Below are 25,635 nucleotides of genomic sequence, written 5' to 3'. Positions count from 1 at the left end.
GGAAGCCAGCAGGCTGACTAATTCTGTTCAGTTCGATGTGGTCAACGGCGATATCGATGTGTCGGATCTGGCCGGTAAAGTGAAACTGGAATCAGTGAACGGAGATATTAAGCTGGATAACGTTTCAGGGCTGCTTCAGGTTGAAACAGTAAATGGCAACATTTCCGGCAATCATAAAGGGGATAAAAGCACCCGGATCATCACGGTTAACGGTGATATCAAACTGAAAACGTCCAGCCCTGATGTGCAACTGGAATCCGTGAACGGCGATGCCAAACTGGAACTGTCTGAAATTGACGTGCTTTCTCTCACTACGGTAAACGGCGATATCACTGCCAGTTTAACGCTGGCAGAGAAAGGGGATGTGGATGCCTCGTCAGTTGGCGGAACACTGCATCTTAAAATGCAGAAAGGTGTGTCTGCGAGGGTGGAGATGCAGGCACATGCCGGTGGCGATATCGTGAACAGGCTTACTGCAGATAAACCATCTTCAGCGAAATATGGTCCGAATGAATGGCTGGAATTTACGGCAAACGGGGGCAGAGCCACAATAGAAATGTCTACGGTTCATGGAGAACTCATTGTTGAGTAAAGGTTATGATGTTATTTTTATGTAAATAAACTGAACGAATCCTCTGGCTAAAAGACTAACTATCCGGAAACGACGATAAGCCGCAGGTAATGTGGCTTGTCGTTGAACTTTATACCCCCATATTCGTATACGTATGAAAATTATGGAGAAGTAGATGACAGCGCGTCGATTAAGCGCAAGAGGATGGTCACCGGTAGCCTGGTTTGCAGCCTTATTTTTAACTGCAGGCTCAGTACTAATGAGTTGTGCCGTGAAGGAACCTGCCAGTGTGGAAGGTACCTGGGTAATCACCTCGTCAGTAACACCTGGCATTAGTGCTATGTTACCTGAGCAGGCGGAAATGTGGCTGGGTCAGTCGTTTCAGTACACCCCCGATAACGTGATCCTGGGACAAACTCAATGCGGTCCTGCTGAGTGGAAAGAAACCTCCCTGTCGAGCGATGACTTTCTTCGAGAATATCATGTGTCGTTTGAAAGACTCGGCATTGTTGCCAATCGTGTAGCCCGTTTCGATGTCAGTTGCCACGGGGAACATGTACCCGGCCAGTCAGTACTGGTTGCCGGTAAAGACAAAGCGTTTACTCTGTGGGACGGGGTTTTCTTTAAAATGGAAAAAGCCGGACCTGACCCGCAACAATTCGCCGGATAAAAAGCCCTCAGGCATTGCTTTTCGCTCTGATTCACGGAAAATATCAGATCCCTGATTTTTGGATGTGCGTATTGTGAAAGCTGTTTCCACCTCAAAAGACAAAAATGTCGAAAAGCTGAAAGTACCGCCGCACAGCATCGAAGCTGAACAAGCGGTGCTGGGCAGTATGCTTATCGATCGTGAGAGCTGGGATAAAGTCGCAGAGCTGGTTACAGACGCAGATTTTTATAATCATTCCCACCAGGTCATATTCAAAGTTATTCTGAAATTGCTGGGCGAAAGTCAGCCTGTGGATTTGATCACTGTTTCAGAAGCCCTGGAACACCGCAATGAGTTAGAAGACGCCGGTGGTTTCGCTTACCTGGCTGAGCTTGCCAAAAATACCCCCAGTTCTGCCAACGTGACGTCCTATGCGAAAATTGTCAGTGAACGGGCAATTACCCGGGAGCTTATTGGTGTAGCCCACGAAATTGCAGAAGTGGGATACAACCCCGAAGGCCGGGACAGTGCTGATATTCTCGACATGGCCGAGAGTAAAGTATTTGAGATCGCCGAGAAGCGTACCGGTGAAAATGAAGGTCCCCGTGACGTCGACTCCGTACTGGATAAGACCATCAAACGGCTTGAGTCGCTGATTGAAACCAGTAAAGAAGTAACCGGGGTAACCACAGGTTTCAGTGATCTGGATAAGAAGACCAGTGGATTACAGCCCTCCGACTTAATCATTGTCGCGGCCCGTCCTTCGATGGGTAAAACCACATTTGCCATGAACTTATGTGAAAACGCTATGATGGCTGAAACAAAACCTGTACTGGTTTTCAGTCTTGAGATGCCGTCGGAACAAATCATGATGCGTATGCTCGCATCACTCAGCCGTGTCGACCAAACCCGTATCCGTACTGCGCAGCTGGACGATCAGGAGTGGGCCAGGGTATCCAATACAATGGCTATGCTGAAAGACAAAGATAACCTGTTTATTGATGACTCCTCCGGTCTGACACCCATGGACGTGCGTTCCCGTGCCCGTAAGCTGGCCAGAGAGCGCGGGGGGATCAGTCTGATCATGGTGGATTACCTTCAGCTTATGCGTGTACCTTCATTAAGTGATAACCGTACGTTGGAGATTGCTGAAATCTCCCGCTCACTGAAAGCGCTGGCAAAAGAACTGGAAGTGCCTGTCGTGGCGCTGTCACAGCTGAACCGTAGTTTGGAGCAGCGTGCTGATAAGCGGCCGGTGAACTCTGACTTGCGTGAATCCGGTTCAATCGAGCAGGATGCCGACTTAATCATGTTTATTTACCGTGATGAGGTGTATCACGAGAACAGTGAGTATAAAGGTATTGCTGAGATCATCATCGGTAAGCAAAGGAACGGTCCAATCGGAACCAGCCGGTTAACCTTCCAGGGACAGTTCTCCCGTTTTGATAACTATGCCGGTCCGGCATTTGATGACGAGTATTAATCAGCCCGGGGAAAGGTGAGTGCGTACCGGAAATGCTTAATTGCTTTGCCAGATAAACAGACACAAAAAAGGCGCCGTAAGGCGCCTTTTGAATATCTGAGTTGTTGAATTAACGCTTTTCAGGTACTTCAACAATCGCTGTTACGCGAATAGAGATACGACGGTTTACACGGTTAGCTTCTGCAGAGCTACCTTCCATCAGCAGTTCTGATTCACCGAAACCTTTAGTGCTCAGACGTGATGCATCGATACCATATTCGTTAACCAGTACATTTTTGAATGCTTCAGCACGACGCTCAGACAGCTCCATGTTATAGCTTTCGGTACCTGGTGCAGATGCGTGGCCTTCGATTACCGCTTCAGTTTTACCGTAGCGCTTGAAGAAAGCAACGAAGTCTTCGATGTCAGCAGAGTGAGGTTCTGCAACTTCAGCACTTTCGTTTGCGAACAGTACACGCAGGTTGTGCGTAACTTCTTCTTTATCAAATACAGTACAACCGTCAGAATCAACTTTGTCGTTCATTGGTGTGTCAGGGCACAGATCTTTACCATCTGCTACGCCGTCTTTATCGCTGTCCGCGATAACAGCACAACCTTTAGAATCAACTTGCGTACCGGCAGGCGTGTTAGGGCACTGGTCCATGCTGTTCAGTACGCCGTCATTGTCGCTGTCGCCGTCTACAACAGGCGCTGGCTTGCTGTAGCTTGAAGTTTTAGACTGGCCAAACGGGAATGCCAGACCTACTTTTACACTGTAATCGTAGTATGAATCATCAAAATCACGGTAAGCAGCGATTTCAGTTGTCAGCTTAACGTCGTCATTGATGTCCCAGTGTTTACCAATACCAACATTGGCAAGGTTGTAGTTTTCGTCTAACAGCTGGCGCTTAACACCACCGAATACGTACCACAGGTCATCTGGCAGGAAGTATAAAGCGTCAACACCGAACATGTGACCAGAGATGCTGTCTTTTGAACCCAGCACTTGTTGGTAGTCCATATCCAGAACAGTATATTCACCACGCACAGCCCAGCTCTCGTCGAAACGCCAGCCGTATTCAAAACCGAAACCAAAACCGTCGTCCATCAGATCCGGTGCTGGCTTAGTTTCTTCCGTATTGTAATACATGCCATGCAGCCCTAACCAGCTGTCAAATGGCTTGCCGTCTTCCTGAGCCGCTACGTTCGCAGATGCTGCAACAGCAAAAGCAAGAGCAGTAAATTTAAAAGTTTTGTTCATTTTCACATCCTGTATAACGTTGAGTGATTAGTAAAATCGGGTGGATGATAGCTCTTAGCACACGCCGTGCCAATAGACAAAAGAGCATAAAATAGATAATAACTAATATTATCGCCAAATTCCTTGCAAAGTGGCTATGATGCGCCGGTTGCCACCAGAATTGCGATGTTCGCCTAAAATTATGCCTTGCCAGGTGCCAAGTTGTAACTCCCCGTTTTTAACGGGAATTGTTACCTCACATCCTAATAAACTGGACTTAATGTGTGCGGGCATATCATCACTTCCTTCATAGGTATGTGTAAAATATGCCGTGCTTTCCTGTACAGTATGGTTAAACCACGCTTCCAGATCACTTCTTACCGACGGATCTGCATTTTCATTAATAGTCAGACTAGCACTGGTGTGCTGTAGCCAGAGGTGCAATTGCCCAATCTTTACATTGTGAAGTTCAGGCAGGGCGCGCTCTACGTGGGAGGTAATTAAATGAAAACCCCGCCTGAAAGCGGGGAGAGAGAATTCCTGCTGATGCCAGTTACTTGTCAAAGCAGATTTCCATATGCGCCAGACCCGCATCACACATAAATGGCATAATGAGCTTTGCACCATCTACCTGATGACTGATGGTGTGTTGCTTTCCGGATACAACGATAGGCGTAGCCATACCAAAATCAAAGCCCTTTTCAGCAAGATCCCGTTTTGCGTTGCCGCAAATCATGTTGGTTACTTCACCCACCATGTCGCCCACTTCCGCATCCAGTTTCTCCGGACGTTCGCCCACCATACGCTCCATAATGGTCAGCGCGAGACCTTCATCAAACGTAATCGACATTGACCCTTTTACCTGCGGGCCCACCATGCCAATTAATCCTGAAACGTCGCCCTGAGCAACATCACTTTGTTTTCTCTTGGGTTTTCCGGGCTTTAACGTGGTTTGTGCCATGGTTTCCATGACATTCAGTAAACCATTGATGAAAGGATTAACAAACTCAACATTCATGATTTTTTTCCTCAAGCTCCGCACTTTCTGCATCCTGACAATCTGCACAAAGGCCGTGAGCTTCAATTGTTTGCTTTGATACTTTGAATCCGTGCTGTTTTGCCTGACTGTCCAGCGTTTCCTGCAGCCCTTCTGACTGTATCTCGGCAACATCACCGCAACTGTCGCAAATTAGGAACTGTACCGGATGGTGACAACCAAAATGATGACAGGCAACAAAAGCATTGGTCGATTCCAGCCGGTGAATGAAACCGAATTCCAGCAGAAAATCCAGTGCACGGTATACCGTGGCCGGTTTTGCGCTTGATTCCGTTTCCTTGAGGGCATCAAGTAATTCATACGCCCCCATAGGCCCGTGTTTACCCAGCAAGATTTCATATACTTTTTCCCGCAGAGGGGTGAATCTTGCTCCCCGTTGTTCACAATAGGCACGGGCTTTATTAATGAGGGTAGTACTATTCATGATGTTTTACCGGCAAACGTCTGATTTTTTTTGTCTGGTGATCATGCGATTAAACAGCAGACTGCGTTCAATGCATCTGATTTCTATTCTCAGTATAACATTGGCCCGTACCTTAACAATGATATCGCGGTGAGTGAAATGCATTTACTGTAAATTGTTGTGTAAAAAAACTAAACTGGGCGGCATTCTCAGCGCCCACCGGGGTATGTTCAATGATCAAAGCGGTATCTGACCGGCAGTTGCAATCTGCTCAGGCACACTGGCTGATATTCAGCCGCGATAAAATACTCGTTCCTAAATCCACTACTTCACTTTATCTGGGCGGCTGGTCTGCACTGGAGTTTATTGCTCATCATCAGGCCAGCATTGTGGAACTGCCGCCGCTTTCAGAACATCACGCTGTGGGCGCGCCTGTCTACATTATTGATACGGGGGCAGAGCACATTGAACAGGATGACTGGGAACTGACATCCCTGCGCACCTTACTGGCGGCTGGTACTGATGAGCAATTTAATGTTCTGGCCAGAGCCTGGCAGTATGTGCATTTTCTGCGCACTCATCGCTATTGCGGTCAGTGCGGGGCTAAGATGGAACAGGTTGACTGGGAAATGGCGATGCAGTGCCATCAGTGCAAGCACCGTGTTTATCCCCGTATCTCGCCTTGCATTATTGTTGCTATTTACCGGCAGAATCAGATTTTGCTGGCTAAAGGGGTGAGGCATAAAGATACCAATATGTATTCTACCATTGCCGGATTTGTCGAAAGTGGTGAGAGCCTCGAGCAGGCAGTACACAGGGAAGTCGAAGAGGAAGTGGGCGTAAAGGTGAAAAATCTCACTTACTTTGACAGTCAGCCCTGGCCATTCCCCCACTCGTTAATGATGGGTTATCTGGCAGAATATGAAAGTGGTGACATTGTGCCCGAAGAAGGAGAAATCGTGGATGCGCAGTGGTTCGATATTGACGCACTGCCGGATATTCCGCCCAAATTATCTATTGCAGGACGTCTTATTGAGGCGGTGCTGAATAAGCACAAAGGCGGTTAGCAGATAATAAAAAGCCCCGCGATGCGGGGCCTCAGGATTGTGCGTCGGTCCCTTTTAATGATGTTAAACAAAATTAAAGGGCTTCTTTATGTTGTGTCTATTATTATCGACATGTACTTAAGTAGCAAGACTAAAGTCTTATACTTTTGGTTATTTTTATGCCATTTGGTGTCAAAAACTGTGATTACTTGATCTGTGACCGCCGTTTCAACCTTATTTATTGCTATACTCCCGCCAGAATCAGTATTGAAACCAGAGGAAATGCATGACGGCTAACAGCCCTTCCACAGCGCGTCCGGCGCTGAAAAATGACAGATATTTACGCGCATTGCTGAAGCAACCTGTTGATGTAACGCCGGTTTGGATGATGCGACAGGCCGGTCGTTATTTGCCTGAATATAAAGCAACCCGTGCTGAAGCCGGTGACTTTATGTCGTTATGCAAAAATGCAGAACTGGCTTGTGAAGTGACTTTACAACCTCTGCGTCGCTTTCCTCTGGATGCTGCGATTTTATTTTCAGATATCCTGACGATTCCTGATGCAATGGGATTAGGTCTGTATTTCGAAGCCGGAGAAGGCCCGCGTTTTAAAAATCCGGTTACATCAAAAGCGGATGTGGACAAAATTGGTATCCCTGATCCCGAAGGGGAGCTTCAGTATGTGATGAATGCTGTGCGCACCATCCGCAGAGAATTAAAAGGTGAAGTACCGCTTATCGGTTTCTCAGGCAGTCCCTGGACGCTGGCTACTTATATGGTAGAAGGCGGATCAAGCAAGGCATTTACGAAAATTAAGAAAATGGCATTCGCAGAGCCCGCGATACTGCATGCGCTGCTGGGCAAACTTGCCGACTCTGTCACCAGTTATCTGAATGCCCAGATTGCTGCGGGCGCGCAGTCTGTGATGATTTTCGATACCTGGGGTGGTGTACTTTCGCCGCGGGATTACAAAGAATTTTCTCTACAGTATATGGCGCGTATTGTCGAAGGGCTGACCCGTGAAAGTGATGGGCGCCGGGTGCCGGTGACTCTGTTTACAAAAAACGGTGGCATGTGGCTGGAAGCAATTGCTGCGACAGGTTGTGATGCAGTTGGTCTGGACTGGACAATTGATATTGCAGATGCCAAAGCCCGCGTGGGGGATAAAGTCGCGTTGCAGGGCAATATGGATCCGTCCATGCTGTACGCGCCACCAGCGCGTATTGAAGAGGAAGTGGCGGGCATTCTGGCCGGCTTCGGTGAAGGCTCAGGGCATGTGTTTAATTTAGGCCATGGTATCCATCTGGACGTGCCGCCTGAGCATGCCGGCGTTTTTGTTGATGCGGTTCACCGTCTGAGTCGTCAGTACCACAAATAAAGACGACGCTGTTTTACTTTTTAGAAAGGGCTACGCATCACGCGGCAGCCCTTTTTTTATTACCCGGGTGAGACGCTGCTGTTGCCGGTTGCTGACTGTTTCCCTGTCTTGCTTCCCTGCCTGTTGTGTCAGCGCCCAGTCAATGTGTTCCTGAACCATCTCTGACACACTTCCCGAACGACCTTCAAGAGCCGACACAATGGCTTCACTGGCCGATGCGTTGCCCATGGCAACGGCAATATTACGTAACCATTTTTCATGCCCTATCCGCCGTATAGGTGAGCCTTCAGTATTCTTCAGGAACGTAGATTCATCCCAGGCAAACAGGGTGGTCAGTGGCTGACCGTGCAATTGCTTGCGGGCGTGGAAGTCTGTTTCTTCTGTAATTGAAGCATAGCGGTTCCATGGACACACCAGCTGACAGTCATCACAGCCGTATATGCGGTTCCCCATCAGAGGACGATATGTTTCCGGAATCGGCCCGTTGTTTTCAATGGTGAGATAAGAAATGCACTTTCTGGCATCAACGGTATAAGGCGCGACGATGGCTTGTGTGGGGCAAATCGTCAGGCAGGCAGTACAACTGCCGCATCCTTCTTCTACCGGCTCGTCTACAGGCAGCGGCAGGTTGATGAACAACTCGCCGAGAAAAAACCAGGAGCCGGCTTCTTTACTGATAGTGAGGGAGTGTTTACCTGTCCAGCCGGTACCGGCCTTTTCAGCAATAGCGTGTTCCAGCACCGGTGCGGAGTCGACAAAAGGCCGCCATTGCGCATCCTCAAACTGCGCAGATATTTTTTCACCCAGTTGTTTCAGACGTTGCCGCAGTACTTTGTGGTAGTCACGGCCAAGCGCGTACCGGCTGACATAACCAATCTGATCATCAGAAAGATGGCGGGCAAAAGACGCATCCGGAGGAAGATAGTCCATGCGTACACTGATGACTCTCACGGTGCCGGGCAGTAACTCTGCGGGCCGGGCCCTTTTGGTGCCGTGCGCGGCCATATATTCCATATCACCGTGATAACCCTTTTCCAGCCATGCCATCAACTTCTCTTCATGCTGACTGAGATCAACATCACTGATACCCACATGCTGAAAACCTAGCGCGCGGCCCCAAGCCTTGATATCGTTTGTTAATCTACTGAGATCGATTGATTGCAACGCGGACATGGAAACTATGCTGGATACTAAACTCGCGACAAGCTTATCACATAAACTCTTTCGCGCCGAACAGGTAAGAGAACACGAACAGGCCGCAGCGGAGCAATCCGGCTGCGATCTGGCTACCCTGATGGAGCGTGCAGGTGCTTCGGTATTCCGTCAGTGTCAGAGCCTGCTGCCAAACACCCACGTTTATCTTGTGATGGTAGGGCAGGGCAACAATGCCGGCGACGGTTATATCGCTGCACTGAAAGCGAAAGAAGCAGGCAAGCAGGTGCATGTGTGCGCCGTCGAACCTCACCGTATTCTTGAAGGCGATGCTGGCCGGGCACAAAAACGCTGGCTTGATGCCGGCGGTAAAATTGAAGTCTTTGATAAAGGCTTGCTGGATAAAGCGGGACTGGTTGTCGACGCCATGCTGGGTACCGGAATCACCAGTTATATCCGCAATGAATTTGCTGACATTATTGATGCCATTAACGCTCATACTATTCCGGTGGTCAGTATCGATGTGCCCTCCGGTCTGGATGCCAATACCGGTCAGTCATTAGGTCGCTGTATTGAAGCTGATGTCACCGTCACATTCGTGGGTATCAAACCCGGCTTGTCTACCGGTGCCGGTAAGCAGTCCTGCGGTAAGTTAGTTTACGATGACCTGGGAATCGGTAAAGCCTTCTCTGAACTCGCCCGTTCGTCAGCCAGCTTACTGGATATCGAACAGTTCCGCGGTATGGGGCCACGTGCGGTACACAGTCACAAAGGTACATACGGCCGGTTATTGTGCGTTGGCGGCAATAAAGGCACTGCCGGGGCAATCCGTCTGTCCAGTGAAGCTGCGTTGCGCAGCGGTGCCGGTATGGTGCGGGTTTATACCCATGAAGCGTCAACCATTCAGGTCAGCGCCGGTCGTCCGGAGCTGATGGTGACAGATGAAAACCTGGAAGATGCATTGAGCTGGGCGACCTGCGTGGTGATCGGACCCGGTCTGGGGCAGGATGACTGGGCAGAAACTGTATTTCAAACGGTGATGAAGCATTGTCAGACTCATCCGAAGCCGATGGTGCTGGATGCCGACGCGTTGAATCTGCTCAGCCGTCAGGCCACTGCATATACCATTAATGACTGTATTTTAACGCCACATGCCGGAGAAGCGGCGCGCCTTCTGGGTGTGTCTGTGGATGACGTGGAAGCCGAGCGTTTTAACTATGCCAGACAATGCGCCCAGCGTTATCATGCCACCTGTGTGTTGAAAGGCGCGGGAACCATTATTGATAACGAGCGGTCTACCTGGGTAAGTAAACACGGTAATCCGAGTATGGCAACAGCGGGTAGCGGTGATGTGCTCAGTGGTATTCTTGGAGCGCTGCTAGCGCAGGGGCTGTCACGGGATATCGCTGCAAAATATGGTGTCACAGTGCATGCTAAAGCCGGTGATGATCTGGCTGACTTGTACGGCCAACGTGGTATGATTGCCAGCGATTTATTTGACGCCGTCAGGGTGCTCATCAACCAGTAGTATTTGTTGAAGCAGAGTTTATGTCGTACGCAGAACATGTTTTCCGGTCAGATTCACCGGAAGCCACACAAAAAATTTCAGAGCAATTAGCCAGCGCTGTTAAGAGCAGGCTGCCAGCCGGCCTGGTGATTTATCTGGAAGGCGACCTGGGCGCCGGCAAAACGACATTTTCCCGCTTTTTCATTCAAACACTCGGTCACGCGGGGCACGTAAAAAGTCCCACCTATACCCTGGTGGAACCTTACGAACTGGACGAAGTATCTGTTTATCACTTTGATCTGTACCGTCTGGCGGATCCTGAAGAACTGGAATTCATGGGGATCCGTGATTACTTCGGCGAAAAGAACGTTTGTCTGATCGAATGGCCGCAAAAGGGGGCCGAATTCTTGGCATCTGCGGATTTAGTGATTAGTATTAACTCACATGATGATGTGCGGACATTGCACATTGCCGCGAAATCAGCGGCCGGTGATGCTGTTGTTTGTGCACTGAGTGCCCCATAAAAAATAAAAAAGCTGACGAAAGGAAATTTTCAGGGCGAAATATGTTGCGCGTAATCGTTTACACAATCTGTTTGTGGTCACTGGCATGCGCTGCCTGGGCGCAAAACCAGATTAGCGGAGTCAGGGCTGCACCTTCCGGTGACAGGACCCGCGTTGTGCTTGATCTTAAAACGGCGCCTGAATTTACCTATTTTTCTTTAGACAACCCTGCCAGACTGGTTATTGATCTTGCGGATACTGATAACGGCAGTGACCTGTCACAGGCTGATATCACCGGTGACCTGGTGAAGCGGGTGCGCCACTCAACACCAAAGAACAGTCAGTCAGCCCGCATCGTTATCGAAATGGCGAGAAAGGCAAAGCCTTCCATTTTTCCTGTTGAGCCAGATGGTCCCTACGGACACCGCCTGGTGGTTGATTTAATTGATCCGAACCCCGGCCCCGCTGCGCCGCTGGCGTCTACTTCCGTCGTGCTGGATACGAAAAACAACAGTCGCGACCGCGATATTATTGTTGCCATTGATGCGGGTCACGGCGGTAATGACCCCGGTTCTATCGGCCGTGCCGGTACTTACGAAAAACACATTACCCTGAGTATTGCCAAATACCTTGAAAAACTGGTTAATGCGGAATCCGGCATGCGTGCAGTAATGACACGGGAAGGCGATTATTACGTCGGGCTGAACCGCCGGCCTGAAATCGCCCGCAAAAGTAAAGCTGACTTACTGATTTCAATACACGCTGATGCCTTTACCACAGCCGGTCCGAGAGGCGGATCGGTGTGGGTATTGTCAATGCGCCGTGCTGATACTGAACTGGGTCGCTGGCTGGAAAGAACCGAACAGCATTCTGAATTACTGGGCGGCGCAGCAGAAGTAATTTCTGATAACGCCAGCGAACGTTATCTGGCAGAGACCATTCTCGGTCTGTCCATGGATCATTCTATGTCAGCCAGCTACGACCTCAGTCAGAAAGTGATAAAAGAGTTGCGTGGCGTAACACGTATGCACAAGTCTTCTCCGCAGGCGGCCAGTCTCGCCGTTCTGACAGCGCCGGATATTCCGTCAATCCTGGTAGAAACCGGTTTTATCAGTAATCCGCAGGAAGAAAAGAACCTGAACTGGAGTGAATACCGCGAGCGGCTGGCCACCTCAATGTTTGAGGCAATCAAGACGTATTTTCGTCAGGTCCCGCCGGACGGTACTTTATGGGCTTCACAAAAATCCCGTAATTTAATTCATAAGGTTCGCAGTGGTGAGTCATTGTCCTTGCTGGCGCAACGTTACAATGTCAAAATCAGTACCATTAAAGCGGCAAATAACCTTAGCGGCGACACCGTACAGATTGGTCAGGAACTGACCATCCCGAGAACCTGAAACAAAGTCTGGAATTCCTTTGCCTATACAGCTACTCCCACCGCAGTTAGCGAACCAAATCGCTGCCGGCGAAGTGGTAGAAAGACCTGCGTCTGTTGTTAAAGAACTGATTGAGAACAGTCTCGACGCCGGTGCCACACGTATCGAACTGGATATTGAAAAAGGCGGGCATAAGCGTATCAGATTGCGTGACAACGGTGGCGGCATCTGTAAAGACGAATTACCCCTGGCGCTCAGCCGCCATGCAACCAGTAAAATTGCAACGCTGGATGATCTCGAACAAATCATGTCGTTAGGGTTCCGCGGTGAAGCACTGGCCAGTATCAGTTCCGTCAGCAGGCTTACTCTGACTTCCAGACCGGAAGATCAGGAACAGGCATGGCAGGCTCACTGTGAAGGTCGTGACATGGAGGTCACCGTGAACCCGGTTGCCCATCCGAATGGCACCACTATCGACGTAGCTGATTTGTTTTACAATACGCCGGCAAGACGCAAATTCTTGCGCACTGAAAAAACCGAATATCAACATATCGAAGATGTAGTACGCCGGATCGCACTCAGCCATCCCGACGTATCCTTTTTGCTTAAACACAACGGCAAGATGACAAAGCGTTATCAGGCTTCGTCAGCTGATCCTCTGACCCGCCGTATCAGTGCGGTAATGGGGCAAAAGTTTCTGAGCAACGCGGTTTACGTGAAAACCGGCTATGACGGCATGACACTTGAAGCCTGGCTGGGCAATGAGACCATGCTAAGAAGCAGTACCGACAGCCAGTTCAGTTTTGTAAACGGCCGGGGTATGCGGGACAAACTCATCCTGCACGCAATCCGTCAGGCTTATGAAAGTGTGTGGGGTGTGCTGGAACAACCGTCTTTTGTGGTTTACCTGACCGTTGATCCCCGTGATGTGGATGTGAATGTGCATCCGGCTAAACATGAAGTCCGCTTTCAGCAAAGCCGCCTTGTACATGATTTTATCTGTAAGGCTGTGGCTGACGCGCTCAGTGACGGTGACACCGGTGAAACAGCACAGTTTGATGAGCCGGAACACGATTACATCCGCCCCCTTACTCCGGCGCAGCCGCAGGGTACGCATCAGGGGCATTCCCCGGAAAATAACGGATACAGCACAACAGCAACGCAATCCGTGCCGCGCTCTGCACAGGGACGCTATCATGGAAGCGGGGCGGCAGGAGGAACGGGCCGTCACCGCAGTGCACCGGTGCCTGCTGCAACGGTGGCTGATTACGGGCAGCGCTACAGCACTTTGCTCAGCTCACACATTGATACGCAGGAGACCTCTGCGTTATCATTCTTGCAGTTAAATGAATATGTAAGAATTTACTGTCATAAAAACAACTGTTTGCTTTTATCTGTAAACGCTATAATCGCCCAATGGGTGGCGGCTCAAATTGAGCTGGCCGGCACATCGCAACCATTGCTGATGCCGGTATCAGTGGCCAACACGAATGTAAGTGAACAAACCGTTGAGGTTTTGCAGGATCACCACTTTGAAATCAGTCTGGTGGCAGGTAAATACCGGTTACAACAGGCACCTTCAGGATGCAGACATTTTCCCTGGGTGAACTGGTTTCCTGTCATGCTGACTTCCGGCGGGCAGAACCTGAATGATGTGCTAAAGTCTTTAATATCAGTGACAACCGTACCGGCTGATATTCTTACAGCAGTGTGGCACGGATTTGAATCGATGCCTGTCAGCGAACAGATTACCGTGCTGGAGCAACAGGGGCGCAGCCAGCCTGCAGACAGATTAATAGAGACGTGGCCGGAATGAGTGAAAGTCAGAATATGAAGCCCGTCGTAAGTATTATGGGGCCTACCGCTTCCGGTAAAACAGGTCTGGCGCTGGAGCTGTCACAAAGCGTACCGTGTGAAATTATCAGTGTTGACTCAGCGCTGGTGTATAAAGGCATGGACATCGGTACGGCAAAGCCGACCGCGGAAGAACAGGCGCTGGCGCCACACTGGCTGATTGATATTATCGATCCGTCTGAAACGTATTCCGTGGCGGAATTCCGCCGCGATGTTATTTCGCTGGTTAACGATATCCATCAGCGTGGCAAACTGCCGGTGCTGGTGGGTGGTACGATGATGTACTTTAATGCCTTGATAAATGGTATTTCGCCCTTACCTAAGTCTGACGATGAGGTGAGAGCGGGCATTGTCCGGGATGCCGGGGCGCATGGATGGCAAGCCTTACACGATGAATTATCTCGTGTAGACCCTGTAAGTGGCGCCCGCATTCACCCGAATGATCCGCAGCGTGTAACACGGGCGCTTGAGGTTTACCGGTCAACCGGCCGCAGTCTCACTGACTGGCAGGCCGAAAAAGGCGAGCCATGTCCTTTTCAGGTGACGCAATTTGCGATAGCACCGGAAGACAGAGCAGTGTTACACGGTCGTATTGAACAGCGGTTCGATATGATGCTTGAAGATGGCTTCATTGATGAAGTAAAGACATTGTTTGCCCGGGGTGATCTTCATGAAGATTTACCCTCTATACGTTCAGTAGGATACCGTCAGGCGTGGCAGTATTTACAAGGGCAACTCGACTATGCAGAAATGCGTGAGAAAGGTATTATTGCAACGCGTCAACTTGCAAAACGGCAACTGACCTGGTTAAGAGGCTGGCCGGAACTGCACTGGCTTGACACGTTTGCTAACCATAATTTGACGAATATTTTGTCAAAAATCACACTTTAAGTGTTGGATTGTGTTATACATTAAGCGCGGTGGCAAACGTATATGTTTGCCATGGAAATAATAAAAACTAAGGATATCAAATGGCTAAAGGGCAATCACTACAAGACCCATTCTTGAATGCGTTAAGAAAAGAGCGTATTCCCGTATCCATTTATCTGGTAAATGGGATCAAACTTCAGGGGCAAGTGGAATCGTTCGACCAGTTCGTGATTCTGTTGAAAAACACAGTTAGCCAGATGGTTTACAAGCATGCCATTTCAACGGTTGTACCATCACGTGCTATCACTATGCCTAGCTCAACCCAAGGGGATGCTGAAAATAGTAAAAGTGAATAATTTAAAAGGTACATTGCTTGTTTGACCGTTATGAAGCCGGTGAACAGGCTATTCTTGTTCATGTAAATTTTGCTGACGAGAACAGCAAAGAAGATCTCGCCGAGCTTGAATTGCTCGTATCTTCTGCGGGAGTGAATGCGGTAGACGTACTTACGACGTCGCGCAGTGCTCCACATGCTAAGTATTTCGTTGGTTCTGGTAAAGCCGAAGAGATTGCTGCTTCTGTGAAAGCGCATGATGCTAATGTAGTGATTTTCAATCATGCGTTATCGCCGTCTCAAGAGCGGAATCTCGAAGCCATCTGCAAATGCCGGGTCTTAGATCGTACCGGCCTTATCCTCGATATCTTCGCACAACGTGCCCGGACACATGAAGGTAAGTTACAGGTGGAACTGGCACAGCTTCGACATATTTCTACCCGGTTAATTCGTGGATGGACACACCTTGAGCGCCAGAAAGGCGGGATAGGTCTGCGTGGTCCGGGTGAAACACAGCTCGAAACTGACCGCCGGTTGTTACGCGGCCGGATTAAGGCCATTCTCCGCAGGCTGGAGAAAGTACAGAAACAACGTGAGCAAGGGCGCAGATCGCGCAAACGTGCCGAAATTCCCACGGTTTCTTTGGTTGGTTATACCAACGCAGGGAAATCGACGTTATTTAATACCATCACAAATTCCCACGTGTATGCAGCTGACCAGCTGTTTGCCACGCTGGATCCTACTCTGCGCAAAATTGACTTGCAGGATGTGGGGCCGGCTATTCTGGCAGATACCGTCGGGTTTATCCGTCATCTCCCTCACGATCTGGTTGCAGCATTTAAAGCCACGTTACAGGAAACACAGGAAGCGGATTTACTGCTCCATGTTGTTGATGTGGCAGAAGCAAACTACCGTGAAACGATGGATGAAGTGAATGCGGTGCTTGAAGAAATTGAAGCAGATGATATTCAACAATTAATAATCTGTAATAAGATTGATAAACTTGATGAAATATCACCGCGTATAGATAGAGACGACGAGGGTGTACCTGTTCGTGTATGGGTGTCTGCTCATTCCGGAGAGGGGCTCGATTTATTGAGTAAAGCACTTACCGATTGCTTAGGACAGAGCATGGTAAGTTACACACTGCGGATCCCCCCGGCGCAAAGCAAATTGCGCGGGGTGTTGTATGATTTAAATTGTATCGCAAATGAGGCCTATGACGACGGCGGTGACTGGGTAGTGGATGTAAGAATGCCGACCAGTGACTGGAACCGGTTAGAAAAACGCCTTGATGACGGCTTGTCCGGATATGTGGTACATCATTAAACGACAGATTCGTAACGACAGATTTTAAAATCAGATCCCAAAATAATTGAACGGCTGTTCATCGCGGGCAGCATATTCAGGTATCGAGGGTTAACCACTTATGGAGTATCAGCATGGCTTGGAATGAGCCGGGTGGCAAAAATAACGACCCGTGGAAAAACCGCGGCGGTCGCGATCAGGGGCCCCCGGATTTGGACGACGTGTTCAAAAACCTGTTTGGTAAATTCGGAAAAATGGGCGGTGGCAATGGTGGTTCAGGTAAAAGCCTGGGCACAGTCGGTGCTGCTATTCTAATCGCGCTGCTGGCCGTAATCTGGGTGGTAAGCGGGTTCTATACCATCCGTGAATCAGAACGTGGTGTGGTACTTCGTTTCGGTGAATATTCTCAGCAGGTAGAACCGGGACTTCGCTGGAAACCAACCTTTATCGATACCGTTATTCCGGTTGATGTCACATCTATCCGCGACCAGGCGTCCAGCGGCTCCATGCTGACTGAAGACGAAAACGTGGTGCGTGTTCAGATGGAAATGCAATACCGCGTGGTAGACCCGTATCGCTGGACGTTTGCGGTAACCAGCCCTGAAATGAGCCTGAGCCAGGCACTCGACAGTGCAATCCGTTACGTTGTAGGTCACTCACAAATGGATGACGTATTAACTGATGGCCGTGAAGTTACCCGTCAACGTGTCTGGGAAGAGTTGCAATCTATCCTTGAACCTTACGATCTTGGTGTCACTATCACCGATATGAACTTCCGTGATGCACGTCCGCCTGAAGAAGTGAAAGATGCATTCGATGATGCTATCGCCGCTCAGGAAGATGAACAGCGTTTCATCCGTGAAGCCGAAGCTTATGCACGTGAAATTGAACCCCGTGCCCGTGGTCAGGTTAACCGTATGAATGAAGAAGCGCAGGCTTATAAAGAGCGTGTCATTCTGGAAGCGCAGGGTGAAGTGGCCCGTTTCTCTGAGCTGCTGCCTCAGTTTGAAGCTGCGCCTCAGGTTACCCGTGAGCGTATCTATCTGGAAACGATGGAAGAAGTACTGGGTAAAACCAGCAAAGTGCTTATCGACAGCAAAGGTGGAAATAACATGATGTATCTGCCGCTGGATAAAATGATGGAACAAAAATCATCATCTGCGCCGGCCCGTTCATCTTCGTCTTATCAGTCGCTGCCATCTTCATCCGGCAGTAACTCATCGGGCTCAGCAACGCAGAGTTCCGGTTTCCGTGACAGTCGTTTTGGTAACGGAGGAGAATAACGCATGAAGAACTTACTCATTGCAGTAGTAGTACTGTTTGTTATTTTGCTGTCCGGCTCGTTATTTGTTGTAAGCGAAGGCGAAAGAGCGATTGTTATTCAGTTCGGTAAAGTACAACGTGATGACGCCACCGGCGAAACCCGTGTATTCGAGCCCGGCCTGCATTTCAAATTGCCGTTTATCGATTCTGTCCGTCGTCTGGATGCCCGCATTCAAACGCTGGATGATGTGCCTGATCGCTTCGTTACTTCAGAGAAGAAAGACCTTATTGTCGATTCATATGTGAAGTGGAAAATTGCTGATTTCGCAAAATATTATCTCTCTACACAAGGTGGTAATAAGTTGCAGGCAGAGGCGCTTTTGAAACAGAAGGTGAACAACGGTCTGCGTTCTGAATTCGGTGCCCGCACCATTGCACAAATTGTATCCGGTGAGCGTTCTGCACTGATGAATCAGGCAATGGAACAAGCCAGCGAATCATCTAAAGAACTGGGTATTGAAATTGTTGACGTACGGGTTAAGCAAATTAACCTGCCAAACGAAGTCAGCAACGCCATCTTCCAGCGTATGCGTGCAGAGCGAGCTGCGGTAGCCCGTGAGCACCGTTCGGAAGGTCAGGAACAAGCCGAAGTGATCCGTGCAGATATTGATGCAAAAGTTACCGTTATGCTGGCAGACGCCGAGCGTAATGCCCGTCAGGTACGTGGTGAAGGTGACGCACTGGCAGCACAAATCTATGCAACGTCTTACTCGAAGAACCCTGATTTCTATAGCTTCCTGCGCAGCATGGATGCCTATCGTAAGAGCTTCAATGGTAAAGATGATGTGATGGTGCTTGCACCGGACAGCGATTTCTTTAAATACCTGGATAACTCCAAGGGTAAATAAATCGTAACTTTCTGAAAAACCCGCTTTAAGCGGGTTTTTTTATGCCCGCAAAAGCCACTGTCAGACGATTTTTTCGTCGTCCTAAAGTATGGAAAATAGACGCTTTACAGCCCTTTTGCTGCGAAGACGCTGTTTATTCGCTATACTGTGCGCGACATTATTATAATCAGGCTGCATAAAATGCAGATCTGAATAAAAACGACAGAGGTTTATCTTGAGTTCCAATCAGTCTCAGGTGCCGTCCCGCGGGGATGCTGCACAGAGCGGATGGTTCGCACGATTTTTGGCTACCGTAGAGTGGCTCGGGAATTTGTTGCCGCATCCGATCACATTATTCGCATTACTTTCTGTATTCATCGTCATCTTAAGTGGCATCCTGGGTTACTTCGATGTGGCTGTGGCCGATCCCCGTCCTGAAGGCGCAAAAGGCCGGGAAGCTGACGGCATGATCGAAGTCATTTCGCTGATGAGTGCCGAAGGTCTTCAGCGCATCGTTACCGGTCTGGTGACCAATTTCACAAGCTTTGCGCCGCTCGGTACTGTGCTGGTGGCATTGTTGGGTGTCTCTGTGGCTGAGCACTCCGGTATGCTTTCCGCGCTGATGCGCTCTCTGGTGATGGGTGCACCTAAGCGTGTGGTCACATTCGCCGTCGTGTTTGCCGGCATTCTTTCAAATACCGCATCTGAGCTGGGTTATGTTGTCCTTATTCCGCTGGCAGCCATGATCTTCCATTCTCTGGGTCGTCATCCGCTGGCCGGGCTGGCTGCTGCATTTGCCGGCGTGTCGGCGGGTTACAGCGCTAACCTGTTACTTGGCACCGTTGACCCGTTACTTTCGGGCATCACTGAAGCCGCCGCGCATATGATTGATCCTGAATATGTGGTCGGCCCTGAAGTAAACTGGTATTTCATGTTTATCAGTACCTTTGTGATTGCCATCATGGGCACTTTTGTGACTGAAAAAATTGTCGAACCAAGGCTGGGTAAGTACAACGAATCGGATGCGTCTGTGGAATTGGAAGGTCAGTCCATGGAAGCGCCAACGGCTCTGGAAAAGAAAGGTCTGAAAATGGCCGGCCTTGCATTCGTGGCAGTGTGTGCCGTGCTGGCACTTACCGTCGTACCTGAAAATGGCCCGTTGCGAAATCCGGAAACCGGCCTTATTACCGGGTCGCCTTTTCTTAAAGGCATCGTCGCTTTTATTTTCATTACCTTTGCGATACCCGGTTTCGTATACGGCAGGGTAACAGGCTCGATGAAAAATGACCGCGATGTGATTAACGCCATGTCGAAAAGCATGGGAGCAATGGGTCTCTACATCACGCTGGTATTCTTCGCCGCCCAGTTTGTAGCCTTCTTTAAATGGACGAACCTCGGTACGTTCCTCGCCGTTAAAGGTGCTGCATTGTTGCAGGCCGCGGGTCTTGACGGGCCGTCGGTGTTCATTCTGTTTATTTTAATGTGCGGACTGGTGAATCTGTCGCTGGGCAGTGCCTCGGCGCAGTGGGCTGTGACTGCGCCCATTTTCGTACCCATGCTGATGTTATTAGGTTATGCACCGGAAGTGATTCAGGCTGCGTATCGTATCGGCGACTCGGTTACCAACGTGATCTCGCCGATGATGAGCTATTTTGGTCTGATCCTCGCTATGGCGGCTAAGTATCGTAAGGATGTCGGAATGGGCACCTTGATTGCCATGATGCTGCCTTATTCTATGGTGTTTATCCTTGGCTGGTCCCTGCTGTTTTTCTTCTGGGTATTCCTGCTTGGCATGCCCGTGGGACCGGGAGCGGCAACCTTTTATACACCTTAACGAAATGTAATGTCTCTGAGGCCGGTTGATACCGGCCTTTTTTATTGGCAACATGCGGCGATAGTAATCGCTTAAACTGAATCAAATAATCGTTATAAATGTCTGATTCCGGGGATCAAAAGTGTCTCAGGTTCAGTATAATTAATTGTCTTTTTGATTAGTTGGCAGCGATTTCAGGTAAAGCAGCATGAAATATATTAACTCTACCCATTTCACACATGGCCAGGCAGACCGGCTGGGTGTGCTGATCACCAATTTAGGTACGCCTGAACAGCCGACCAAAGCTGCGCTGAAGCCTTACCTGAAAGAGTTTCTTTCCGATCCCCGGGTTGTCGAAGTTCCCCGCCTGATTTGGTGGTTTGTACTCAACGGGGTGATCCTGAACTTCCGGCCCGGACGCTCTGCAAAAGCCTATTCCACAGTGTGGACAGACGAAGGTTCACCGTTAATGGCGATCACTAAGGCTCAACATGCAGCACTGGCAGAGAAGTGCCGGGAGAAATACGGAGACGATGTGGTGGTCGATTTTGCCATGCGCTACGGACAGCCGTCCGTGGCGTCTGCCATCGACAGAATGCTTAGTCAGGGCGTGAGAAAGCTGGTAGTACTGCCGCTTTATCCGCAGTATTGTGCATCCACCACTGCGTCGACTTTTGATGCTGTGGCAGCCGATTTTACCCGCCGCCGCTGGATGCCGGAACTGCGCTTTGTAACGCACTACAATGACGAACCCGCTTACATCGAAGCGCTGGCTGCAAGTGTCAGGCAGCATTGGGAGGAAAACGGCAAGGCTGATTTGCTGGTTATGTCCTATCACGGGATCCCGAAGCGTTACCTGACCAATGGTGATCCATACCACTGCGAGTGTCATAAAACATCAAGATTGCTGGCTGAAGCGCTGGATTTGAAATCAGACGAATACATGACCACCTTCCAGTCCCGTTTTGGCCGCGAAGAGTGGCTTCAGCCGTACACTGACGAAACTATGAAAGGATTGCCGGGTAAAGGTGTGCGGTCCGTGCAGGTACTGTGCCCCGGATTTTCTGCGGACTGCCTGGAAACCATTGAAGAAATTGGTGAGGAAAACAAAGACTACTTTATGGAAGCCGGCGGAAAACGTTTTGAATATATTCCTGCGCTTAACGACTCACCGGCACATATTGATACGTTAATGACACTCATCGAACGTAATCTTCACGGCTGGCAGGCATCTGCACAAAACCGTAAACGGGAAGCACTGGCCAAAGCCCTCGGTGCAGACAAGTAAGCTGTCCGGTGATAAAAGCCGGATTAGCCCGGCTATTTATCGTTGAACAGGAGAATGACCATGGACAGTAATGTAAAAGCACCGGAAGAGCTGCTCAAGGCACAAAAATGGGCAAACATGCTGGATACGGCGATAAAGTTGCCTGTTATTCCCTTCCGCATCGGGCTGGATTCTATAATCGGTCTCATCCCGGGCGCCGGTGACGCTGCCATGCTCATTGCCGGTTTTCGTATTATCTCTCTTGGAAAAAAGATGGGCATGCCATCCGGCTTGCTTAAAACCATGGTACGTAATTCCGTCATGGACTTCGCTCTCGGCTTCATCCCGTTTGTTGGCGATATTGCCGACTTCTTTTATAAATCTAACAGTAAAAATGTGCAGATCATGGAGAAGTGGTGGATAAGTAATAATAAGGCAGCGGTCGACCGCGCCACGCAGGAAAAATTGTCAGCCTGGCAGGAGCAACTCACCGACTGACCCGGCGTTCCGGCCCGGAACTGTAAACAAACCTAATCGCTTTTAGCTTTCCCGCCGTAGCACACCTTACCAGCTAGTAAACGTAAGGAGCGACAGAACGGAATGAAAGCCTCAGACCTCTTTGTTAAAGCGCTTGAAGCTGAAGGTGTGGAATACATCTTCGGTATTCCGGGTGAGGAAAACCTCGATTTACTGGAATCTCTCCGCACATCTGACATTAAACTTGTTCTGACCCGCCACGAACAGGGAGCGGGATTCATGGCAGCCACCTACGGCCGGCTTACCGGTAAAGTTGGCGTGTGTTTATCTACCCTTGGCCCCGGCGCAACGAATTTAGTGACGCCCGCCGCCTATGCGCAACTTGGGGCTATGCCGGTGTTGATGATCACTGGACAGAAGCCGGTAAAAACCAGCAAACAGGGGCGTTTTCAGGTCATCGATGTGGTAGATATGATGCGTCCCATCACCAAATACACAACCCAGATTGTCAGCGGTGACCGTATTCCGTCTGTGGTGCGCGAAGCTTTCCGCCTTGCATCCGAAGAGCGCCCCGGCGCAGTGCACATCGAATTGCCGGAGGATATTGCTGATGAAAGCACTTCAGCGTCCCTGTTGAAGCCCAGTTATACCCGCAGACCAATTGCAGAGTATAAAGCCATCCGCGAAGCTGTTGAGATGATTGAAAGGGCTGCGTCTCCATTATTACTTATCGGTGCCGGCGCAAACCGTAAACTCACAGCAAAAATGCTCAGAGAGTTTGTAGATAAAACAGGGATCCCGTTTGTCACCACCCAAATGGGAAAAGGAGTGCTTAATGAAAGTGATCCTCTGTTTGCCGGAAACACTGCGTTATCCGACGGTGACTTTGTCCACCGTGCCATCAGCCGTGCTGATCTCATTATCAATGTGGGTCATGATGTGGTTGAGAAGCCGCCGTTTTTTATGCACGACGACGGAAAGAAAGTTATTCATATTAATTTTGAGCCGGCCGCTGTTGACCCTGTGTACTTCCCTCAGGCAGAAGTTGTCGGCGACATCGCTAACAGTATCTGGCAAATCAAAGAAAAGGTCTCCCCGCAATCCGGCTGGAAGCTGGATTTTTATAAAGATGTGCACGATGCCTATGTCAATCACAGGCGGGAAGCGGAAGATGACGACCGGTTTCCGGTTCTGCCGGAACGTTTTGTCCGCGATATCCGCAAAGTGATGCCGGATGAAGGTATTGTGACGTTGGATAACGGCGTGTACAAAATCTGGTTTGCCAGAAACTATCCGGCTTATCATCCCAATACTTTACTGCTTGATAATGCCCTTGCCTCTATGGGGGCCGGTCTGCCTTCTGCTATCGCTGCAAAACTCGTTAATCCTGATAAGCCCGTAATCAGTGTATGCGGTGACGGTGGCTTTATGATGAACAGTCAGGAACTGGAAACTGCCGTCAGACTCAATCTCGATCTGACTGTCATTATCCTGCGGGATGACGCTTACGGCATGATCAAATGGAAACAGGCTCATATGTCTTTCGACAACTTCGGACTGGACTACGGGAATCCTGACTTCGTGCAGTATGCCAATAGTTATGGCGCCCAAGGCTGGCGCATTGAAGATACCGCCTCACTCAGCGAGGTTATTACCCGGTGTATTAATACGCCCGGCGTTCATGTGGTGGACTGCCCGGTTGATTACAGCATGAATGATGAAACGCTGAATAAGACAATCCGCGAATTAAGTGACAAGCTTTAAGGAGTTCTTACATGTTGAATGAAAGCTATCCCTACTATCTTGCAAGCAAGCCTGTGTTTGCTAACACCGACCTGGACGTAACGAACAAGTATACCGGCGAAGTGGCAACCAGAGTGGCCAAAGCCGGTGCTGATGTTATCGACAAAGCCATTGCTGCGGCAGAAAAGGCGCAACCGGCCATGGCGGCTATGAAGCCCTATGAACGCAAAGCGGTACTGGAACATTGTGTAAAACGCTTTACGGAACGTAAGGACGAGCTGGCAAAGGCGCTGTGTATTGAAGCCGGAAAACCGATAAAAGATGCGCAGGGAGAAGTAACCCGCCTGATTGATACTTTTCAGATAGCGGCTGAAGAATGTGTGCGTATAGAAGGTCAGGTACTGAATCTTGAGATATCCGCCCGCGCTTCCGGTTATCAGGGCATGACAAAACGGGTGCCCATTGGTCCCTGTTCGTTTATCTCACCGTTTAACTTTCCGTTAAATCTGGCCGCGCATAAAGTTGCGCCGGCGATTGCTGCCGGTTGCACGTTTGTTCTGAAACCGGCTTCGAGAACACCCATCGGCGCGTTGATTATCGGTGAAGTGCTGGCAGAAACAGATTTACCTGAAGGAGCTTTTTCCATTCTGCCATGTAACCGTGACGGTGCGGATTTGTTTACTACTGATGAACGGTTAAAGCTATTGAGTTTTACCGGCTCCCCCGACGTAGGCTGGGCACTTAAAGCCAAAGCCGGTAAAAAGCCTGTAGTACTGGAACTTGGCGGTAACGCTGCCTGCGTAGTGGATGAAGATGCTGATATTGATGATGCTATCAAACGCATTATCGTTGGCGCCTATTACCAGTCCGGTCAGAGCTGTATCAGTGTGCAGCGTATACTGGTACACAAAAACATTTATGAAACCTTCCGTGAAAAATTCGTTCATGAAGTATCGGCATTAGTGGCCGGCGATCCTGCAGATGAAAACACGTTTATCGGCCCCATGATTTCAGAGTCTGAGGCGGAAAGGCTGGAGGATTGGATCCACGAAGCCAGAGAGGCTGGCGCAACGGTTCTGTGTGGTGGCACGCGAAAAGGCGCTATGCTCGATGCCACCGTCATGGAAGGCGTACCGGCAGACTGCAACGCCAGTGCAGAAGAGGCTTTCGGGCCGCTCTCGGTTTTAGTGCCATTCGACGATTATGACGAAGCCTTAAAAGAGGTTAATAACAGCCGCTATGGTTTGCAGGCAGGCATTTTCACCCGTGATTTGTATAAAGCTCATAAAGCGTGGGATGTTCTGGAAGTCGGCGGCGTAGTGATCGGCGATGTGCCAAGCTGGCGGGTTGATAATATGCCCTATGGCGGAGTGAAGGATTCCGGCCTTGGCAGGGAAGGGATCCGCTATGCCATCGAAGATATGACCGAAACCAGGCTGATGGTTATCAGAACACCCTGATCCAGGGTCAGTAAG

Annotated in this window: 24 protein-coding genes; 19 read left to right on the top strand and 5 right to left on the bottom strand. The window is 49.7% G+C overall.

The window, feature by feature from the left end; genetic code table 11:
- From AC4PME_RS16795 to dnaB, 3 genes are all read left to right on the top strand, one after another.
- The coding region (locus tag AC4PME_RS16795) for a DUF4097 family beta strand repeat-containing protein (RefSeq protein ID WP_491529662.1) at positions 1 to 592 on the top strand (592 nt) is incomplete at its 5' end.
- A gap of 154 nt (positions 593 to 746) precedes the next feature.
- Entirely contained in the window at positions 747 to 1,241 is a 495-nt protein-coding gene (locus tag AC4PME_RS16790) for a hypothetical protein (protein WP_491046547.1), read from the top strand.
- A 73-nt stretch (positions 1,242 to 1,314) separates the two neighbouring features.
- Positions 1,315 to 2,703 (top strand): replicative DNA helicase, encoded by a 1,389-nt coding sequence (gene dnaB, locus AC4PME_RS16785; protein WP_119503267.1) that lies wholly within the window; start codon positions 1,315 to 1,317, stop codon positions 2,701 to 2,703.
- Positions 2,704 to 2,812: 109 nt separating this feature from the next.
- Here dnaB and AC4PME_RS16780 read toward each other — a convergent pair whose 3' ends face one another.
- The 4 genes from AC4PME_RS16780 to AC4PME_RS16765 all read right to left on the bottom strand — a co-directional run bounded on the left by AC4PME_RS16780 (position 2,813) and on the right by AC4PME_RS16765 (position 5,403).
- On the bottom strand, positions 2,813 to 3,943 hold the full coding sequence (locus AC4PME_RS16780; protein WP_119499841.1) for an OmpA family protein: 1,131 nt from the start codon (positions 3,941 to 3,943) through the stop codon (positions 2,813 to 2,815).
- A gap of 108 nt (positions 3,944 to 4,051) precedes the next feature.
- Positions 4,052 to 4,486, bottom strand: a complete 435-nt coding sequence (locus AC4PME_RS16775) for a secondary thiamine-phosphate synthase enzyme YjbQ (protein ID WP_474843563.1) — start codon at positions 4,484 to 4,486, stop codon at positions 4,052 to 4,054.
- Positions 4,476 to 4,940: a chemotaxis protein CheX gene (locus tag AC4PME_RS16770; RefSeq protein WP_119499843.1), complete on the bottom strand. Its 465-nt coding sequence runs from the start codon at positions 4,938 to 4,940 to the stop codon at positions 4,476 to 4,478. Before AC4PME_RS16770 ends, AC4PME_RS16775 begins: the two co-directional genes overlap by 11 nt.
- Entirely contained in the window at positions 4,930 to 5,403 is a 474-nt protein-coding gene (locus tag AC4PME_RS16765) for a transcriptional repressor (RefSeq protein WP_119499844.1), read from the bottom strand. Before AC4PME_RS16765 ends, AC4PME_RS16770 begins: the two co-directional genes overlap by 11 nt.
- Before the next feature lie 212 nt (positions 5,404 to 5,615).
- On the opposite strand from AC4PME_RS16765, the gene nudC reads away from it, so the two are divergent.
- Together nudC and hemE are read left to right on the top strand one after the other, a co-directional pair.
- Positions 5,616 to 6,449, top strand: a complete 834-nt coding sequence (nudC, locus tag AC4PME_RS16760) for an NAD(+) diphosphatase (protein ID WP_491046548.1) — start codon at positions 5,616 to 5,618, stop codon at positions 6,447 to 6,449.
- A gap of 265 nt (positions 6,450 to 6,714) precedes the next feature.
- Complete coding sequence (gene hemE / locus AC4PME_RS16755; protein WP_491046549.1) at positions 6,715 to 7,806, top strand: uroporphyrinogen decarboxylase; 1,092 nt, start codon at positions 6,715 to 6,717, stop codon at positions 7,804 to 7,806.
- Between the two features lie 30 nt (positions 7,807 to 7,836).
- Here the strand turns inward: hemE and queG are convergent, their stop codons facing one another.
- On the bottom strand, positions 7,837 to 8,979 hold the full coding sequence (gene queG / locus AC4PME_RS16750) for a tRNA epoxyqueuosine(34) reductase QueG (protein WP_491046550.1): 1,143 nt from the start codon (positions 8,977 to 8,979) through the stop codon (positions 7,837 to 7,839).
- 7 nt (positions 8,980 to 8,986) lie between these two features.
- Between queG and AC4PME_RS16745 the strand changes: the two genes are divergently transcribed.
- From AC4PME_RS16745 to AC4PME_RS16680, 14 genes are all read left to right on the top strand, one after another.
- Positions 8,987 to 10,486: an NAD(P)H-hydrate dehydratase gene (locus AC4PME_RS16745; RefSeq protein WP_491529660.1), complete on the top strand. Its 1,500-nt coding sequence runs from the start codon at positions 8,987 to 8,989 to the stop codon at positions 10,484 to 10,486.
- Positions 10,487 to 10,506: 20 nt separating this feature from the next.
- The gene (gene tsaE, locus AC4PME_RS16740; RefSeq protein ID WP_491046552.1) at positions 10,507 to 10,989 is read left to right on the top strand and encodes a tRNA (adenosine(37)-N6)-threonylcarbamoyltransferase complex ATPase subunit type 1 TsaE; all 483 of its coding nucleotides are present in this window, start codon (positions 10,507 to 10,509) and stop codon (positions 10,987 to 10,989) included.
- A 41-nt stretch (positions 10,990 to 11,030) separates the two neighbouring features.
- Positions 11,031 to 12,365 carry an N-acetylmuramoyl-L-alanine amidase gene (locus AC4PME_RS16735; RefSeq protein ID WP_474843550.1) on the top strand — a complete coding sequence of 445 codons (1,335 nt, stop codon included), beginning with the start codon at positions 11,031 to 11,033 and terminating at the stop codon, positions 12,363 to 12,365.
- Between the two features lie 19 nt (positions 12,366 to 12,384).
- Entirely contained in the window at positions 12,385 to 14,160 is a 1,776-nt protein-coding gene (gene mutL / locus AC4PME_RS16730; protein WP_491046553.1) for a DNA mismatch repair endonuclease MutL, read from the top strand.
- Complete coding sequence (gene miaA / locus AC4PME_RS16725) at positions 14,157 to 15,089, top strand: tRNA (adenosine(37)-N6)-dimethylallyltransferase MiaA (RefSeq protein ID WP_491046554.1); 933 nt, start codon at positions 14,157 to 14,159, stop codon at positions 15,087 to 15,089. The genes mutL and miaA overlap by 4 nt, the downstream gene beginning before the upstream one ends.
- 80 nt (positions 15,090 to 15,169) lie before the next feature.
- Complete coding sequence (hfq, locus tag AC4PME_RS16720) at positions 15,170 to 15,424, top strand: RNA chaperone Hfq (protein WP_119499852.1); 255 nt, start codon at positions 15,170 to 15,172, stop codon at positions 15,422 to 15,424.
- A gap of 17 nt (positions 15,425 to 15,441) precedes the next feature.
- Complete coding sequence (gene hflX, locus AC4PME_RS16715; RefSeq protein ID WP_119499853.1) at positions 15,442 to 16,731, top strand: ribosome rescue GTPase HflX; 1,290 nt, start codon at positions 15,442 to 15,444, stop codon at positions 16,729 to 16,731.
- Positions 16,732 to 16,844: 113 nt separating this feature from the next.
- On the top strand, positions 16,845 to 17,993 hold the full coding sequence (hflK, locus tag AC4PME_RS16710; RefSeq protein ID WP_119499854.1) for an FtsH protease activity modulator HflK: 1,149 nt from the start codon (positions 16,845 to 16,847) through the stop codon (positions 17,991 to 17,993).
- A gap of 3 nt (positions 17,994 to 17,996) precedes the next feature.
- The gene (gene hflC, locus AC4PME_RS16705) at positions 17,997 to 18,881 is read left to right on the top strand and encodes a protease modulator HflC (protein WP_119499855.1); all 885 of its coding nucleotides are present in this window, start codon (positions 17,997 to 17,999) and stop codon (positions 18,879 to 18,881) included.
- A gap of 214 nt (positions 18,882 to 19,095) precedes the next feature.
- Complete coding sequence (locus AC4PME_RS16700; RefSeq protein ID WP_119499856.1) at positions 19,096 to 20,694, top strand: AbgT family transporter; 1,599 nt, start codon at positions 19,096 to 19,098, stop codon at positions 20,692 to 20,694.
- A 187-nt stretch (positions 20,695 to 20,881) separates the two neighbouring features.
- Positions 20,882 to 21,961 (top strand): ferrochelatase, encoded by a 1,080-nt coding sequence (hemH, locus tag AC4PME_RS16695; RefSeq protein WP_491046555.1) that lies wholly within the window; start codon positions 20,882 to 20,884, stop codon positions 21,959 to 21,961.
- 60 nt (positions 21,962 to 22,021) lie between these two features.
- A complete protein-coding gene (locus AC4PME_RS16690; protein WP_119499858.1) occupies positions 22,022 to 22,438 on the top strand; it encodes a DUF4112 domain-containing protein in 417 nt (138 codons plus the stop codon).
- Positions 22,439 to 22,540: 102 nt separating this feature from the next.
- Positions 22,541 to 24,181 (top strand): acetolactate synthase large subunit, encoded by a 1,641-nt coding sequence (locus AC4PME_RS16685; protein WP_491046556.1) that lies wholly within the window; start codon positions 22,541 to 22,543, stop codon positions 24,179 to 24,181.
- A gap of 11 nt (positions 24,182 to 24,192) precedes the next feature.
- The gene (locus AC4PME_RS16680; RefSeq protein WP_491046557.1) at positions 24,193 to 25,620 is read left to right on the top strand and encodes an aldehyde dehydrogenase family protein; all 1,428 of its coding nucleotides are present in this window, start codon (positions 24,193 to 24,195) and stop codon (positions 25,618 to 25,620) included.
- The last annotated feature ends 15 nt before the right edge of the window (positions 25,621 to 25,635 follow it).

The organism is Alteromonas sp. (assembly GCF_984505615.1).
This window is presented reverse-complemented; position numbering and strand designations above follow the sequence as displayed.